Source organism: Salipiger sp. IMCC34102 (assembly GCF_004145405.1).
Taxonomy (GTDB): domain Bacteria; phylum Pseudomonadota; class Alphaproteobacteria; order Rhodobacterales; family Rhodobacteraceae; genus Loktanella.
This window is the reverse complement of sequence record NZ_SELQ01000001.1, coordinates 323,234-337,055: the sequence shown is the minus strand read 5'-3', so window position 1 is coordinate 337,055 and position 13,822 is coordinate 323,234. Positions and strand designations below refer to the sequence as shown.

The window sequence follows — 13,822 nt, the reverse complement described above, 5'->3', positions numbered from 1 at the left end:
GCTTACTTCTTGGCGCCCTTGCCGCCGGCTGCCTTCGCCCCGGTGCCGCCGGTGGCTTTCGCGTCCGTGCCGGAGGGAGCGCCGGAGCCTTCACCGGGCGTCTCGTTCGCGCCCTTCTCGGGCACGTTCGCGCCGTTGTCGAGCGGGCTGCCGGAGCGGTTCTGGGCGTCCTTGCCGGGAGGCGGGAAGCCCTCCTTCGCGCCCAGGTCGACACCGACCGCGGAGCCGTCCGGGTTGGTCTCGACCCCTTCGAGCTCCTCGTCGCCAAAGAGCTTCGCCTTGCCGCGCTGCAGGAGGTTGCGCGCGACGGTCTCGGAGACCACGACGTCGGGCTTCGCCTTGTCCTTGCCGGGCGTCACGAGCTTGCCATTGATGCCGACGGCCGAGGTCAGCTTCAGCTCGATCTTCTTCTTGTCTGCCATGTTCACACCTTCGAGTGATGAGAGGGAGGGAGGAACTCGACCCGGCTAGATCCGGATCGAGGGAGGATCAGACGCCCTGACGGCCGAGGCAGAAGGACTCGACGTGGCGGTAGGCGATATCGGCGTCCTGGAAGGCGACGATCGCGACGCGGCCGCGCTTCGATTCCGAGTAGGGATCGACCGTCAGGTCGAGACCGCCCCACATGCCGAGCAGCATGTCGGCGAAGTTGCCGAAGAACACGTCGCCTGCTTGCACCTGGTTGGTGATCTCGGCGCGGTAACCGTTCACCGTGCCGCCGGCCTCCCAGACGGGCGCACCGTTGGTGCCCGCGAACTTCTGGGAGGTCTTCATCGCGCCGCGGAAACCCGAGGTGCCGATGTAAGCCATCGCGTCGACGTCGGCATTGTCGGCCGCGATCTCGCTCTCCATCTGCACCAGCTCGGCATAGGTCGGCTGAACGCCGGCGAAGGGCACCGCGTTGATCCCGGTCAGGTTGGCGAGGCCGAGCGGCATGGTGGCCGAGCCGGTGCCGTAGAAGCCGGCATAGTCGAGCGTCAGGGCCAGCGACTGCGCCAGATCACGGCGCACAAGCGCCTCACCGTCGATCGAGGTCTGCTTCAGGAACGAGCGGGTCATTTCCGAATAGGCCCCGACGGTCTTCATCGAGAGCTGCACGTTGCCCAGATCGATGTTGCTCTCGCCAGCCTCCTGGTCCTCGCCGAGCCAGTAGCCCTGGCCACCGTTGGTCTGCGTCGGGATATCGACGTTGCCAACCAGGCCACCGAGCGGCGTCGCCATGCCCAGCAGGACCGAGCGGTTGCGGAACATGTCGATGAAGGACTGCGACAGCAGATCCGTGGCGATCGCATAGCCGCCGGTATCGCCGGGCGTCGCGCCGGAGGTGCCGGTGTTCAGCGCACGGCGCAGAACGTCGGCCGGGACCATGATCCCCTGCGCCTCACGACCCGAGGCCCGTGCGGCGGCCGCGGAGGCCTCGCGCTCGAAGGCGGCGTTTTCTTGCGCGCGCCGATCGTTCGGGTTCGCCAGAGCCCGCAGCGCCCGCAGAAAACTGAAGCGGCCCGCCTCGGCCTCGGACATGCCAATCACGCCGGCGTCGTCATCGAGGGCGCCGGTGCCGCCGGAGCGGGCGCCTTCACCGCCGCGGCGCTCGGCATGGGTGTCGAGCAGGTGGCGGGTAAAATCCGAGACCGACTGATTGTCGCGGATGGCGCGCTGCGCATCCTCGACCGCGCCGTGCTGGGTGCCCAGCTCGAGCAGCGCCGCGACGCGGGTGCGCTCGGCTTCGGTGCCGGAGCGGACAAGCGCCTGCGTCTCGGCTGCGCGCTCGAGCATTTCGAGAACTTCGACGATCTTGCCGTCCTCGTCGACCTTGGCGCGCACCAGGTTACCGGCTGCGTCCCGGAGAATCCGTTCCATAAATTCGCGTCCCTCTTGTTGACGGGCGCCGGGCTCGGCGCTGGTTTGACTGGCGCCACTATCGCCACCGGGCGCAGGCCCCGCCTCTGGCGGGTTCCCCGCAGGATCTTTTGCCGAACGGCCGACCCCGACCGTGGCGTCGGCCGGGACCGACACCATCGAGATCTCGAAAGGCTCCCACTCGGTAACCGTGACCTGATCCGGCTCGCCGTCCTTCTCCTCGGTGCGGATCGCCTTGATGCGGTAGCCGACCGAGACATGGCGGATCACCTCGTCGAGAATGTCCTGGAAGATTTCAGCCGCGCGGCCGCTGCGCCCGAACTTGAGCGTGGCGCGACCGCGACGATCCCCGCCGATCGTCGCCGACAGCACCACCCCGATCTGGACGTCGTGGTTATGGTTCCAGAGCACGGCCGCGCCATCGCGCAACCGGCCGAGGTCCACCGCCTGGGCCGAATGATCCAGGACCTCGAAGCCGAACCAGCGCTCGACCGGCTCCTCCGACGAGAAGGCCACCTCGACCGTGCGCGCCTCCTCGTCGACGTTGCGCACCGCCACGGTCCGGTGCAGGGCCCCGGCCCCGCGGTTGCCGTTCAGCTGCTCGGGCGTCAGCGAGCGGACCATCGCACAGCCCACAAGCGCCGACGCGAGAAGCGCCTTATTCATCTTCACCATCGTCGGTCTCCTTTTCTTCGGTTTCGCCGCCTTCGCCCGCCGGCGCCTTAGGCATCCCGGCCTTCGGGTTCGACGCCGGCGCGACGCCCAGCACCGCGGCCATGATGAATTCCTCCGGCATGCCGGCTGCGCGCATCGCCGCGATGTCCTGGGCGTATTGCCGCCAGACCGTGTCGGGATCGCCGCCGCGGCGCTGGATGATTTCGGACGGCGAAGTCAGCAGGTTGTCTTTCGCCGAGATCTCGGCCGCGATGTCCTTGGTGGGATCGACCCAGGGCCAGCGCCGCGGCTGCCAGCGCACCGCCTGATACCGCTCGAGGTTTTCCGGCCCGAGGCGCACCCCGTCGCCGACCACGATCCCCATCAGCAGGGCAGGCTCGAGCGCGCCGCGGTAGACGCGATCGACCAGGACCTCGATCAGCCACTCCTGCAGATCCATCCAGTGATCGCGCTCGTCCACGACACCCTGCCGGATCGACGAGAAGTTGACCCCCTCAAGGTCGTTGGCGAAGGACACGTAGGACACGCCCATGCCGGCACCGGCACCGCGGAGCATCGCCTTATGGAAGGGCGTGAACTCGCCCGTCGGATACTGGCTCGGCACGTTCTTGACCCGCGCCCCAGGCGGCAGCTCCTGATAGAGCCCCTCTTCGGGTTCGAAGTAGAGCTCTTCGTCCTCGAGCTCCTCGTCCCGATCGGGACCCTCGCCGGTCTCCCATTCGATGAAGCCCCCGAGCGAGGCCGCGGTCCGCGCATTCTTCAGAGCCGCCTTCTCGAAGCCGTCCAGCATGCCCAGGCGCCAGAGCGCCGTCGCCGCCCAGGGCAGCCCCCGGCGCTGGCCCAGCACATCCTCGACGAAGCCGTGAATGATCTGCTCGGCCGGGATGCGATCGAGAGACCGCCCGCCAAACGAATAGCCGGCCACGGACGGATCGTCCGAGGCGAAGTAGTAAGCCAGCGGACGGCCGGCCCGGTTGAACTCGATCCCCTGCCGCACGAAGCGGCCGTTCGGCATGCGATCGACGTTGTAGTCGACCGGACACCGCTGGGGATCCAGGACCTGCAGCGCATACCGCATCGGCCCCGCGTCGCGGCCGCGCACCTCCCGCACCATGAACTCACCGTCGCGCGCGGCACCCCCGACGATCGCCTTGCAGATCCGGCGGAAGCTCCGCTTGCCGGTCACGTCGCAATGCTCGGCCCGGCACCACTTCGCCCACCAGGCCTCGAGCGCGTTGTTGGCCTCGACATCGAGCGTCCCATCGCGCTTGCGGGTCTGCGCCTGAAGGATGATCCCGTTAGCCCCAACGATCGACCGCTCGGCGATGCGCAGGAAGGACTTCATGTAGTCGTTGACGGTCGACTGCTCGCGCGACTGCGCCACCAGCACCCGCTGGTTGCGATCGACGATCGCGTCGGCCGACATCGGCGTCGACGACATGAAGGACACGGCCGGACCCGCGTCCCGGGCAGCCGGTCCGAGGCTGCGCACCCGGCGGATCCGGAACGAGCCCGGGCCCGCCTTCGCCGGCGCCTCCGCAGTCGTGGCCAGGGGAGGCTCCGAGCGGACCGTCGGCTGCGCGCCTTTGCGTTTCCCGAACCCCAGCATCAGCGACCGAACCTCACCGACACGCGCCGGCCCAGCAGCCGCCGGGCCTTGCCGTCACCGGACAGCTTCTGGACCTCGCGCCGATAGGACTCGCGCAGGCTTTTCAGCTCCCCGATCGGCGTCCGGACCAAGGACCGCCCGCCGATGGTGTAGGATTCCTGGTCGAGCGTTGCCCGGCGCTCGAGGACCGCCTCGATGGCATCCAGCATGCGCTGCGCATGCGAGCGCGGATCGAGCGCGCCATCGACCGACGCCAGATCCTGCGAGACCTTGAGCTGCCCCGCCTCGATCTCGAGCACGTCGCCGTTCGAGAGCACCCGGAGCGTGAACGCGTAGAGACCCGGCGCCCAATCCGCCGTGACCGCTGGCGGCTCGGCGAAGCGATGCAGATCGCCGAACGGCGAGGACTGGAGCTCGATCTTCTCGGGCCCGGACAGGATCACCACCGCGGCCCATTCGGGCGCGGGATAGTCGACGAGGTCGAGATCGAGCGCGAACGTCAGGCCCGCCTTGATCGATGTGGGGATGTGCCGCAAACCATACTCCGCGTCAGAGACCAGGCGCGCGCCGCCTCCGCCGCCTTTGAGCCGCAACATTCCGCTTCGAGCGCTTCTTTCCCTCTGGCGGGTTCCCCGGCGGCTCGTCGTCGGTGACCGGAGCCGGCGCCTCGTCCGCGTCCTTCGGTCCAAGCCGCGCCAGGCGATGCACCAGGTTCGGGTTCGCGATCTTCAGCGCCGCATAGGCGTAGACCCGGCAGTCGAGCGCCTCGTTGCGCTCCCGCGTCTTGTGCCAGGCGCGCACCGGGAAGCCGCGCCGGTGCTTGGTCACCAGCTGCTCGGCCGTGAGCTGCAGGAAGAACTCCGGATCCCGATCGGCCGGGAAGTGACAGTAGCCCGGGCCGGGCGTCTCGAGGTTCACCCGGCGCATGACCACCAGCTTCGCGTCGTTCACCCCGACCGAGAACAGCATGACGGGCCGCGAGCGCCGACCGCTGCGCGCCTTCGAAGGCGCCGACACCACCGGCTTGTTCCAGGTGCCACCGCCTTTCAGCGCGTAGAGCCCGCGCCGCTGCTTGCCGCGCAGCTGCTCATACGCCGCCTGCGTCAGACCACCGGAGCCGCCCGTGTCGAAGCCGCCGGCCGAGCAGCGCAAGGTCGCGCCGGTCTCCGTCTCCCAGGTCTGGCCCAGGTAGTCGAAGACCAGATCCCAGACCTCGTCCTTCATCGGATCACCCCAGAACACCTGGTAGTCGAGCGACCAGCTTTCCTCGCCCAGCCCCCAGCCAACGAGCTCGAGCTCGAGGCGGTCCTCCTGCATGTCGACGCCGGCGGTGATGCAGGCGACGCCGGCCGGGACCTTCTGCCCCCAATCCTCGACCCGGGCCATCACGTCGTCGGCCGCGACCCGCTCCGCCTCCTCCTCCCAGCATTCGGCGAGCGAGACGTTCACGAAGGTCTGCAGATCGTCGCTGGCCTTCTTCTCGAGGAAGGACTGCACGACATCGCCCAGCCGTCGGAAGCACGAGTAGAGCTCCGAGAGGTGATAGCTGGCGTGGCCAAGAAACGGCTTCTGCGCCTTCCAGCCGAAGCCGAGCCGCTCGGCGTCCCGGATCGCCTGGATGCGGTCCGAGTCCGACCAGACACAGCCGTTCGCCGCGCACTGGTAGTAGGCGGTCGCCGGCAGGTGATTGCCGTCCGCGTCCTTGTCCCATTTCACGTTCGCCCACTGCAGCACCTGGCCCTCGCCGCAATGCGGGCAGCCGACGTGGAACTGCCGCTGGTCGCCCTGCTCGTAGGCATCATCGATCCAAGACAGGCCCCGGACCGTGGGCGTCGAGATCTCGAGCAGCTTGCGCAGATCCCCGAAGGTCGCGGCCCGCTGCCAGATCAGCGACACCGGATGCCCCTCGGCCGTGCGGTCGTAACCGTCCGTCTCGTCCGCGACGATGAAGGGCGCCGACCGGCCCCGCTGGGTCTTCGGAGATCCCGACCAGGCGAACATGATGAAACCGCCCGGGTAGGACTTCATCCGGCTGTTGTTCACGCCCTTCCGAGACCGAGCGACCGCAAGCCGTTCCTCGAGCTCCGGGTTGGCTTCCACGAGCGGGTTGAACTTGGTCTGCAGCCAGGTCTGCAGATCGCCCTCCGAGGGCTGCATCATCATCTGCGAGGTCGGGTCCATCGCGATGCGGTAGGACTGCGCGCAAAGCGCGACCTGCGTCTTGCCGACCTGTGCCGCCCATTTGAGCGAGATCCGGGTGCAGGACGGATCGACCGTCATGTCGAGCGGCTCGCGCTGGTAAGGCGCATTGTCGAACCGGATCAGACCGGGAATCGCGTTGCCGACCGGGATGTAGACCGACTTTTCCGCCCACTCCGACGGCCGAAGGTCGGGCGGAGGCTGCAGCGCAGCCAGCGCCGAGGCCATCATCCGATGCGCAGCCGGGCTATACTCCATCTTCGACGGGCTCCCCCATGAGCGCCACCAGGTCCGTGCTCGAGAGACCGGCCATGATGTCGGAGAGCTCCGCCTTGATGATCTTCTTCAGAGCTGCCTCGGACCGGCTGCTCTTCGCCGCGGCCGCGATCCGAACCGGCGCGTTGTTCAACAGCTTCGCCTTCAGCTCGGACATGAGCAGAGCCGCGACCGCCCCCGCCTCCTCCGCATCGATCAGCGTCCCGCGCAGCTGCAGGACCGCCATCTCCTTCAGATCAGCTTCGGCCCGCATGCGCCGCGCCTTCTCGGCCGCGTAGTTGATTGCGTTATCACCATCACCGGCACCAGCCGCGCGCTCCTGCAGATAGCCGATGTAGCCCTGCACCGCCGTGACGAGATCATACCGGCCGCGCTCCGCCTTTGGGATCACGCCCTCCTTCGAGAGCTGCTGGACGCGACGCTCGGTGAGGCGCAACAGCTTCGCGATGGTGGCGACCGGATAGGTGGTAGGGCCCGATCCCGCCATCAGGCATCGAAGCCGCCACCGAGGGAGAGGCCGGCAAGATCATCATCGACATCCAGAGAGGGGTCCCGGGGCGGGACGGGTCCCGGAGCGGGACGGGTCCCGGAGCGAGAGGGGTCCCGGAGCGGGACGGCTTCACCCGCTGAGAACGGATCGTCAACCGGATCCGGCTCTGGCGCTTCTTCCACGAACCGATCGTAAACCGCCTTCATGATGGCGACGTTGTCCTGCGATCGCCCCGCCTCCTCCCAGAGCCCGTCGAACCAGCGCAGGTAGAAATCAGCAAACTGATCGCAGACGTCGATGTCGAACTGCTCAGTCCGCAGGTTCTTGTTGAGGTTCATCGAGGACCGCATGACGGCCCGACCGCGCGCGCCCTCGACGATCACCACCTTGGCATGAACGGACACGCACCGGAACGCCTCGAGGCCGACCGCCTGGATCAGCGGACCCGCGAACTTCGGGCTCTTCTCGAAGGTGCCGCGATCGAGGATGAACCGCAGGCTGCGCAGCTGCTCGTTCGCGCGCATTTCGGCCGCGCGCTTCACATCGTAAAGTCCCGTCGTCCAGGCGGAGATCGACACGTCGGCCGGGCCCAGACAGTTGACCATGTGCTCCATCGCGTCGATCGCCGAGAACTGACCGGCCGTCAGCCCGGAGACCGCAACGCCAGGCGCGAGCTCCCCGATCGTATCGGCCGCGGACCCGGTCCGATGAGCGACCATGCGGACCTTCCGAGAGGCGACGCGCAGCGCGGTGCCCTTAGCCATCGGCCACCGCCAGCCGCTGCCCCCGGCTTGCCGACAGCTCGTCGAACCCTTCGCCCGTGCTCCGCAGATGCGCCTTCAGCCCGGTCCACTCCTGCCACCGCCGCACGATCACGTCGGCGAAGCGCGGATCCAGCTCCATGAGCCGCGCCCGGCGCCCGCACTTCTGCGCCGCGATCAACGTGGAGCCCGAGCCCCCGAAGGGATCGAGGACGATGTCGCCCCGCGCGCTGCTGTTCTTCAGCATGCGCAGGATCAGCCCGACCGGCTTCATCGTCGGATGGTCGCCGTTCTTGCGCGGCTTGTCGTGGCGGATGACCGAACCGACCAGCTCCTCCACCTTCAGATCAGCCCCCGAGATCCGGAGCGTGGTCTCGCCCACGTCGATCTCGACAGCACCATCGGCCGTCACCACGAACGGCGGCTGCTCGAAGTTGAGGACCGTCGTCTGCTTTCGGCCCCCGAACCAGCGATGCGCCGCGCCCTCCTTCCAGCCGTAAAGGATCGGCTCGTGCTGCCACTGGTAGTCGGACCGGCCCAGCACCAGCGACGGCTTGATCCAGACCAGGCACCCGGACGTCTTGAACCCGCTGTCCTGGAACGCGGCCCGAAAAGATCGGCCCTCGGTGTCGGCATGCGCCACGTAGCAGCTGCCGCCATCGGCGATGAACGAGGCGACCAGGCCGAAGCAGTCGAGCAGGAACTGACGGAACGCATCGCCGGCCATGTGGTCGTTCTTGATCTTCCCGGCCGAGCCCTCGTAGTTGACGTTATAGGGCGGATCGGTCCAGCACATATCGGCCAGCTCGCCCCCCATCAGCTCGGCGAAATGCGCCTCGGACGTCGAGTCCCCGCACATCACGAGGTGATCGCCCAGAACCCAGACATCGCCCTCGGCCGAGACGTAGCCGTCACCGGCATCGGGCACCGCGTCATCGTCGGTCTGGCCCTCTTCGTCGATGTCGTCGCCATCGAGGAACAACAGGTCCAGCTCCGACTGCGAGAAGCCGATCACGTCGATGCCGAACCCCAGGTCGCGCAGCTCGCCCAGCTCGAGCGCGAGCAGCTCGCGATCCCACCCGGCATTTTCGGCCAGCTTGTTGTCGGCGATCACGTAGGCCCGGCGCTGCTCCTCGGACAGATGCGCCAGGCGCAGACAAGGCACCTCGGCCAGACCGATCCGCTCGGCCGCGAGGACACGACCGTGGCCGGCGATGATCTCGCCAACGTCGGAAATCAGCACCGGGTTGGTGAACCCGAACTCCTGAATGGACGCGGCGATCTGCAGGACCTGCTCATCCGAGTGCGTCCGCGAGTTGCGCTCGAAGGCGACCAGCTCCGACGGCGCGATCATTTCGAGTTGAGACGGCAGAGCGACGTCAGTCATACGAGGCCCTTGCAAGTAGATCATGCCGCAATCCAAACGGGCCAACGAACCACGATCGGCCGCTGCGCGAGGACCGCAGCCATTCGGTGTCAACGCCCGACCAACCGGAGACCCATTTCGCTTTGCGGTCCCCAGAAACGACGTTTTCAAAGTAGCGATAGGCCCCGAATTCGCGGCGCAAACGCCACCCAGCAAGGGCGGCGACAGGGACGAGGATCCGGAGCGCCCGTTTTCCAAACCGAAACGAAACGCGATTTTTTCGGCACTCAAAAGTGTTTTTTTGCGACATAACACACCCGCATGCGATCCCCCCCGGGGAAGGACCCGTGAAAAGTGACATGCGCAGCGAGCGGGAGGAGATGCTCGCCGCGCATGCCGTGAGCGCGGCCCCCGCAGTGGGGAGGACAGGGACCGCGCGTCCCATCAGGCTTGCGCCGTCAGGATCAGCGCCCCGACCACGGCAGCCGGATCGTGGACCGGGCACGGATGCGGCCGACGATCGCGACAACACCGGACACGATCGTCACGATCGACACGCCTGCGGCGAACAGCTCGTTGATCTCGGCCGGCGTCACCGCCACGCCGACCAGCTGACCGGCACCGACGATGACGGCCGCAAGGCCACCGCCGACGGTGAGGGATTTGAGAGGGGACTTTTGTTGCTCCATGGGAGGCTCCTTCAGGATGCTTGGGACAGGTCGTAGGAGGCCAGGATACCGCGCACCTCTTCGAGCGCCTCTGGCGCGCTCAGGACGTGCAGAGCGCCGTCCGTGATCACGGGAGCGTCGCCATGCACTACTTCGGCCCCTGTCTCAGAAGGAAACCAGTGCGGCAGCTCGAGCAGAGCATCGTGGAGCGCTGAGCGAGTGCGCGGCCCAGGGATGCCATCGGCAGCCAGACCGTGTTCCCGCTGGAATGCCCGGACCGCGTCGGGCTTGTAATCCAGCAGGACCAAAGCGCAGCGCGGATAGAGTGCGAGCCGGTCCGCATAGCCATTCAGCCCGCCGTTCACGGTCTTCGTGACCATCTCGATGTTGCCCGTGCGCGCATAGCGATCGAGGTCGTTGGTTTCCCAGAACCAGATGGGCGCAAGACCCTCCCACGGATCCTCGAGGATGCGCTCGGGCTCGGCCACGAAGTCAGGCACGGCCTGACGCAAGCCAGGCACGGCCAGATGCGGAAACAGCGCACGACACCAATCCCGAAAGAGCCGGTAGTTGGTCCCGCCGGTGACCATGATCGACGCGCGACCCTTGAACTTCTCGCCGTCGCCATCGCGCGCCGCCGTGTTGCCCAGGTCCGTCCGGATGTCGTAGCGGCGCTGTGCGACCGTCGGTCCCCAGACCTCCTCGTCGTAGTAGAAGCGCCCGGACTCATGCGCGACCTGGGCAAGGAACTGCGCGAGGTTCTGCGCCTCGTTCAGCTTCGCGCCGACAGCCCGGGCTTCGAGACCGGCGATGAGCGCGGCCGCGTTGGCGGTGAAGCGGTTCGTCTGGGCAGAGCCGCACATCAGCGCGATCTGCGACACGGTCAGGATGGGGGAATGCGACATGAAAAGAGCCTTTCAGGGGGTGAGAGAAAGGGCGGAGAGCCCGGATGCATCCGCGTCGTAGATGCGAGAAAACGAGGCGGTGACCGGCTTGAGCTGGCCATCATGCTCGAGATCGTATTGGTGCGGCTTGGTGTCGAAACTCTCGCAACGGACCGCGTAGTGGATCTGGCATCCCGCCACGATCAAGTCCCCGATGACGACATACCAGTTGGTCGATTTGGCGTTCGTGCGGATCCCCAACACCTCGGTCGAATCGACGACGCCATGCACCGTTCCGAAAACGGATAGAAAGCTCTCGCCGCTCGGCGTGATGAACCAGCTGTCCGTCGTGATCAGATATTTTTCGCCCAGCTTCATGCGCCAGAACCTTCCTCAGATGCGGCCAGGGAAAGGAGCTCGCGGACGCGATAGGCCGAGAGCCGCGTGAGCTCGGCAACCTCCTCAACAGGGATGCCATCCTCGACCAGCTCGGGGATGGCGCGATTGCGGAAAAACTCGCGCTCGATAGAGCGGCAGTTGGCGGGCTGCAGGATCATCCCCGCGAAGGCGCGGCTGAGCTTCTGGGCCATGTGCCAGCCCAGCTTGCGCACCAGCCAGTGATCGACGGGCAGGTTCTTCGGCACGTAGAGCATCCGACGCCAGGGCCGGCTGCCTGACTGCGGCAAGGCAGCGATGAGGTCCAGCGCGAGCTTACGACCGATCACCTCCGCAATCTCGCGGACCGACTGCGGCAGATCCGTGTAGTCGTCAGACATTGCCGCGCACCTCGTAGTCGCCGGGCCGCTCGAGGCGCAGCCGGCAGGGCGCGATCCAGTCGAAGGTGGTCACCTCGGTGCCGGGCAGCCAGATCATCCAGCAGTAGGCGGTCGCGCTCGAGGCAGACTTCCAGCGCCCAGCGCCGTCGTCAGCGTCCGGGTCGAACCACTTGTCGCCCGCGCGGCGCATCGCCGACTTGTGCAGCACGACGCGCTCGGTGAACTGCAGGATGTGCGCCGGCGGATAGACCGAGAACAGCTCGGCGTGGCGCTGGGCCCCTTCGACGAACGCGGAACGGCAGAAGACAGCGACGCCGCGCGAGGACATCAGAGCGCGCTCGATGAACTGCTGCGCCAGCACGAAGGGCGGATTCATGAAGGTCCAATCCACGACCTCCGGGACCTCCCCGAACAGATAATCCCTCACCGGGTAGCCGACGCCGTAGTCGAGGACGTCCGAGGCCTCGACCGCGGCGCAGACCTCCGCCAAGGGCACCGCCATGTAGCCGCGGTTCGCGCAGGGCTCACGTACCACCGCGCCGCTCAGATCGTGCCCAGCGCGCGCCAGCCATTCGAGGACAGCACGAGTAGCCCACATGGGCGTGGGGAAGTCGTCGAACTTGTCGAGCGCCGGGTTGCGGCGCTGCATGACAGCCGAGGATGTGTTGCCGCCGCTCATACCTCGACCACCGGGACGCCCTGGGCGGCGGCGACAGCGCGGCGCACCTCGTAGTCGGGCGTGGGCATGCCCTTGGCGTCCTCCCAAACCGTCAGGCCCAAGGCGACATCGAAGTAGCGGAAATCGACCGTCAGGCGCATGCCGCGCCCGGTGCGCGTCAGGAGAGGCCCGTTCCTGCCCTCGAGCATCAACGGCACCTGACGCTCGAGATCCCGGATGGCGCCACCCTTCTCGAGCAGCTTCAGCTGCGCCCAGCGCTTCGCCTCGTGCTTGGAGTCGAACCGGATGCCGTCAACCGTTACCGGCTGCGCGCGGTACTTCGACCCGGCGGGCTTGGACCCCTGCGACAGGCGGTTGAAGTCGGCTGCGGACATGCGCTCGTTCATCGGAACGCCTCCGGATCACGGAACTGGCGCATCTGCTTGCCGGCATATTCCAGCGCGGAGGCGCAGCTCCTTGAACACTCGTCGAACCCGCCGCGATGCCGGGCATAGCCTTCGACCACCTCCTCGATCGACTCGTAGCGGTAGCGATTTGTCCGAAAGCCCGGGCGGTCGATGACCAGGACGCAGGTCTCGCCCTCGGCGTCCAGCTTCAGCACGACGCAGCCGAAGCGCCGCTCGGTGAACCGCGACCCGCTCACAGGTGCACCCCGGCGGCCTTGCACTCGTCCTCGGTGACGTAGCCCCGGCCCACGAACTCCCGCGCCGCGCTGGGCGAGACCGAGTAGCACCGGGCCGGGTTGCCGGATTTGATATCAGCGACGGCGCTGGGCAGCTGAGGCACGGACGGATCCGGGGTCACCGCCTCGGGCGCCTCAGACCAGTCCGTCGAGGCGAGCCAATTCTCGGCTTTCTTCGGGTAGCCGCGCAGAACCACGGGATCCCGAGCGTAGGCCTTCGCCGCGCTGACGATACGCTGCGGATCGACCCCGGAGGCGACGACACGGCGGTAGGCCTCGGGCGCGGCGCTGGTCACAGGCCCAGGATAGGCCGACACAAAATCTGGATACCCCACACCATCCGAGCGCGGCTCCGCGCGTGGTTGTGTTCCTGGTTCTATTCCAGGGTTCATAGAGTCCGGATTCCGGACACGGCTTTCGCCATTTTCCGGACACGGCTCTGGCCCGTTTTCGGACACGGCCCGTGTCCGGATTCCGGACACGGGGTCCACCACATCTTGTGCCCGTGTCCGGATTCCGGACACGGGCTTTTCAGGGCCGTCGAGCATCAGAACGTAGTCGGTCGCGCGCTGCTTGTTGGAGCGCCCGTCGAACCGCTGGACGCGCTTGATCAGACCGACCTCTTCCAGTTTCGCCAGGTGGACGTTGATGGTCGAGCGGCTCATTTCACACTCTTCGGCGAGCAGCTCCTGCCGCGGGTTGCACTGGCCGGTGTGCCCGTTGTGGCAGTCGGCCAGGAACCAGAGCACAAGCTTCGTCGCGGGCTTCAGCCCCTTCTGACGGATTGCCCAGTTGGTCGCAGCGTGGCTCATGGGCGGGCCTCACCGAGGGGACACAGCTGGCTTCCCGACTTTGCCTCGCAGAGCCTCGCCCTTTGACAGCACAGAAATGGACCCT

General features: G+C 67.1%; 16 protein-coding genes. All 16 read right to left on the bottom strand.

What is annotated here, in order from left to right; translation table 11 throughout:
- Positions 1 to 2 precede the first annotated feature (2 nt).
- Complete coding sequence (locus EU805_RS01765; RefSeq protein WP_129762223.1) at positions 3 to 422, bottom strand: hypothetical protein; 420 nt, start codon at positions 420 to 422, stop codon at positions 3 to 5.
- Positions 423 to 489: 67 nt separating this feature from the next.
- Positions 490 to 2,535 (bottom strand): phage major capsid protein, encoded by a 2,046-nt coding sequence (locus tag EU805_RS01760; protein WP_242494021.1) that lies wholly within the window; start codon positions 2,533 to 2,535, stop codon positions 490 to 492.
- Positions 2,519 to 4,144, bottom strand: a complete 1,626-nt coding sequence (locus tag EU805_RS01755) for a phage portal protein (RefSeq protein ID WP_165351863.1) — start codon at positions 4,142 to 4,144, stop codon at positions 2,519 to 2,521. Before EU805_RS01755 ends, EU805_RS01760 begins: the two co-directional genes overlap by 17 nt.
- Positions 4,144 to 4,740, bottom strand: a complete 597-nt coding sequence (locus EU805_RS01750; RefSeq protein WP_129762221.1) for a hypothetical protein — start codon at positions 4,738 to 4,740, stop codon at positions 4,144 to 4,146. Before EU805_RS01750 ends, EU805_RS01755 begins: the two co-directional genes overlap by 1 nt.
- Positions 4,694 to 6,601 carry a phage terminase large subunit family protein gene (locus EU805_RS01745; protein WP_129762220.1) on the bottom strand — a complete coding sequence of 636 codons (1,908 nt, stop codon included), beginning with the start codon at positions 6,599 to 6,601 and terminating at the stop codon, positions 4,694 to 4,696. The genes EU805_RS01750 and EU805_RS01745 overlap by 47 nt, the downstream gene beginning before the upstream one ends.
- On the bottom strand, positions 6,591 to 7,106 hold the full coding sequence (locus tag EU805_RS01740; RefSeq protein ID WP_129762219.1) for a terminase small subunit, Nu1: 516 nt from the start codon (positions 7,104 to 7,106) through the stop codon (positions 6,591 to 6,593). The genes EU805_RS01745 and EU805_RS01740 overlap by 11 nt, the downstream gene beginning before the upstream one ends.
- Positions 7,106 to 7,873 carry a hypothetical protein gene (locus EU805_RS01735; protein WP_129762218.1) on the bottom strand — a complete coding sequence of 256 codons (768 nt, stop codon included), beginning with the start codon at positions 7,871 to 7,873 and terminating at the stop codon, positions 7,106 to 7,108. The genes EU805_RS01740 and EU805_RS01735 overlap by 1 nt, the downstream gene beginning before the upstream one ends.
- On the bottom strand, positions 7,866 to 9,257 hold the full coding sequence (locus EU805_RS01730; RefSeq protein ID WP_165351862.1) for a site-specific DNA-methyltransferase: 1,392 nt from the start codon (positions 9,255 to 9,257) through the stop codon (positions 7,866 to 7,868). The genes EU805_RS01735 and EU805_RS01730 overlap by 8 nt, the downstream gene beginning before the upstream one ends.
- Before the next feature lie 443 nt (positions 9,258 to 9,700).
- The gene (locus EU805_RS01725) at positions 9,701 to 9,925 is read right to left on the bottom strand and encodes a hypothetical protein (protein ID WP_129762216.1); all 225 of its coding nucleotides are present in this window, start codon (positions 9,923 to 9,925) and stop codon (positions 9,701 to 9,703) included.
- An 11-nt stretch (positions 9,926 to 9,936) separates the two neighbouring features.
- Positions 9,937 to 10,809 carry a peptidoglycan-binding protein gene (locus EU805_RS01720; protein ID WP_207208049.1) on the bottom strand — a complete coding sequence of 291 codons (873 nt, stop codon included), beginning with the start codon at positions 10,807 to 10,809 and terminating at the stop codon, positions 9,937 to 9,939.
- Positions 10,810 to 10,821: 12 nt separating this feature from the next.
- Positions 10,822 to 11,166 (bottom strand): hypothetical protein, encoded by a 345-nt coding sequence (locus EU805_RS01715; protein ID WP_129762215.1) that lies wholly within the window; start codon positions 11,164 to 11,166, stop codon positions 10,822 to 10,824.
- The gene (locus EU805_RS01710) at positions 11,163 to 11,564 is read right to left on the bottom strand and encodes a hypothetical protein (protein ID WP_129762214.1); all 402 of its coding nucleotides are present in this window, start codon (positions 11,562 to 11,564) and stop codon (positions 11,163 to 11,165) included. The genes EU805_RS01715 and EU805_RS01710 overlap by 4 nt, the downstream gene beginning before the upstream one ends.
- A complete protein-coding gene (locus tag EU805_RS01705; protein WP_129762213.1) occupies positions 11,557 to 12,243 on the bottom strand; it encodes a hypothetical protein in 687 nt (228 codons plus the stop codon). The genes EU805_RS01710 and EU805_RS01705 overlap by 8 nt, the downstream gene beginning before the upstream one ends.
- A complete protein-coding gene (locus EU805_RS01700; RefSeq protein ID WP_129762212.1) occupies positions 12,240 to 12,629 on the bottom strand; it encodes a DUF1064 domain-containing protein in 390 nt (129 codons plus the stop codon). The genes EU805_RS01705 and EU805_RS01700 overlap by 4 nt, the downstream gene beginning before the upstream one ends.
- A complete protein-coding gene (locus tag EU805_RS01695) occupies positions 12,626 to 12,886 on the bottom strand; it encodes a hypothetical protein (protein ID WP_129762211.1) in 261 nt (86 codons plus the stop codon). The genes EU805_RS01700 and EU805_RS01695 overlap by 4 nt, the downstream gene beginning before the upstream one ends.
- Positions 12,883 to 13,737 carry a helix-turn-helix domain-containing protein gene (locus tag EU805_RS01690; protein ID WP_129762210.1) on the bottom strand — a complete coding sequence of 285 codons (855 nt, stop codon included), beginning with the start codon at positions 13,735 to 13,737 and terminating at the stop codon, positions 12,883 to 12,885. The genes EU805_RS01695 and EU805_RS01690 overlap by 4 nt, the downstream gene beginning before the upstream one ends.
- Positions 13,738 to 13,822: the final 85 nt, after the last annotated feature.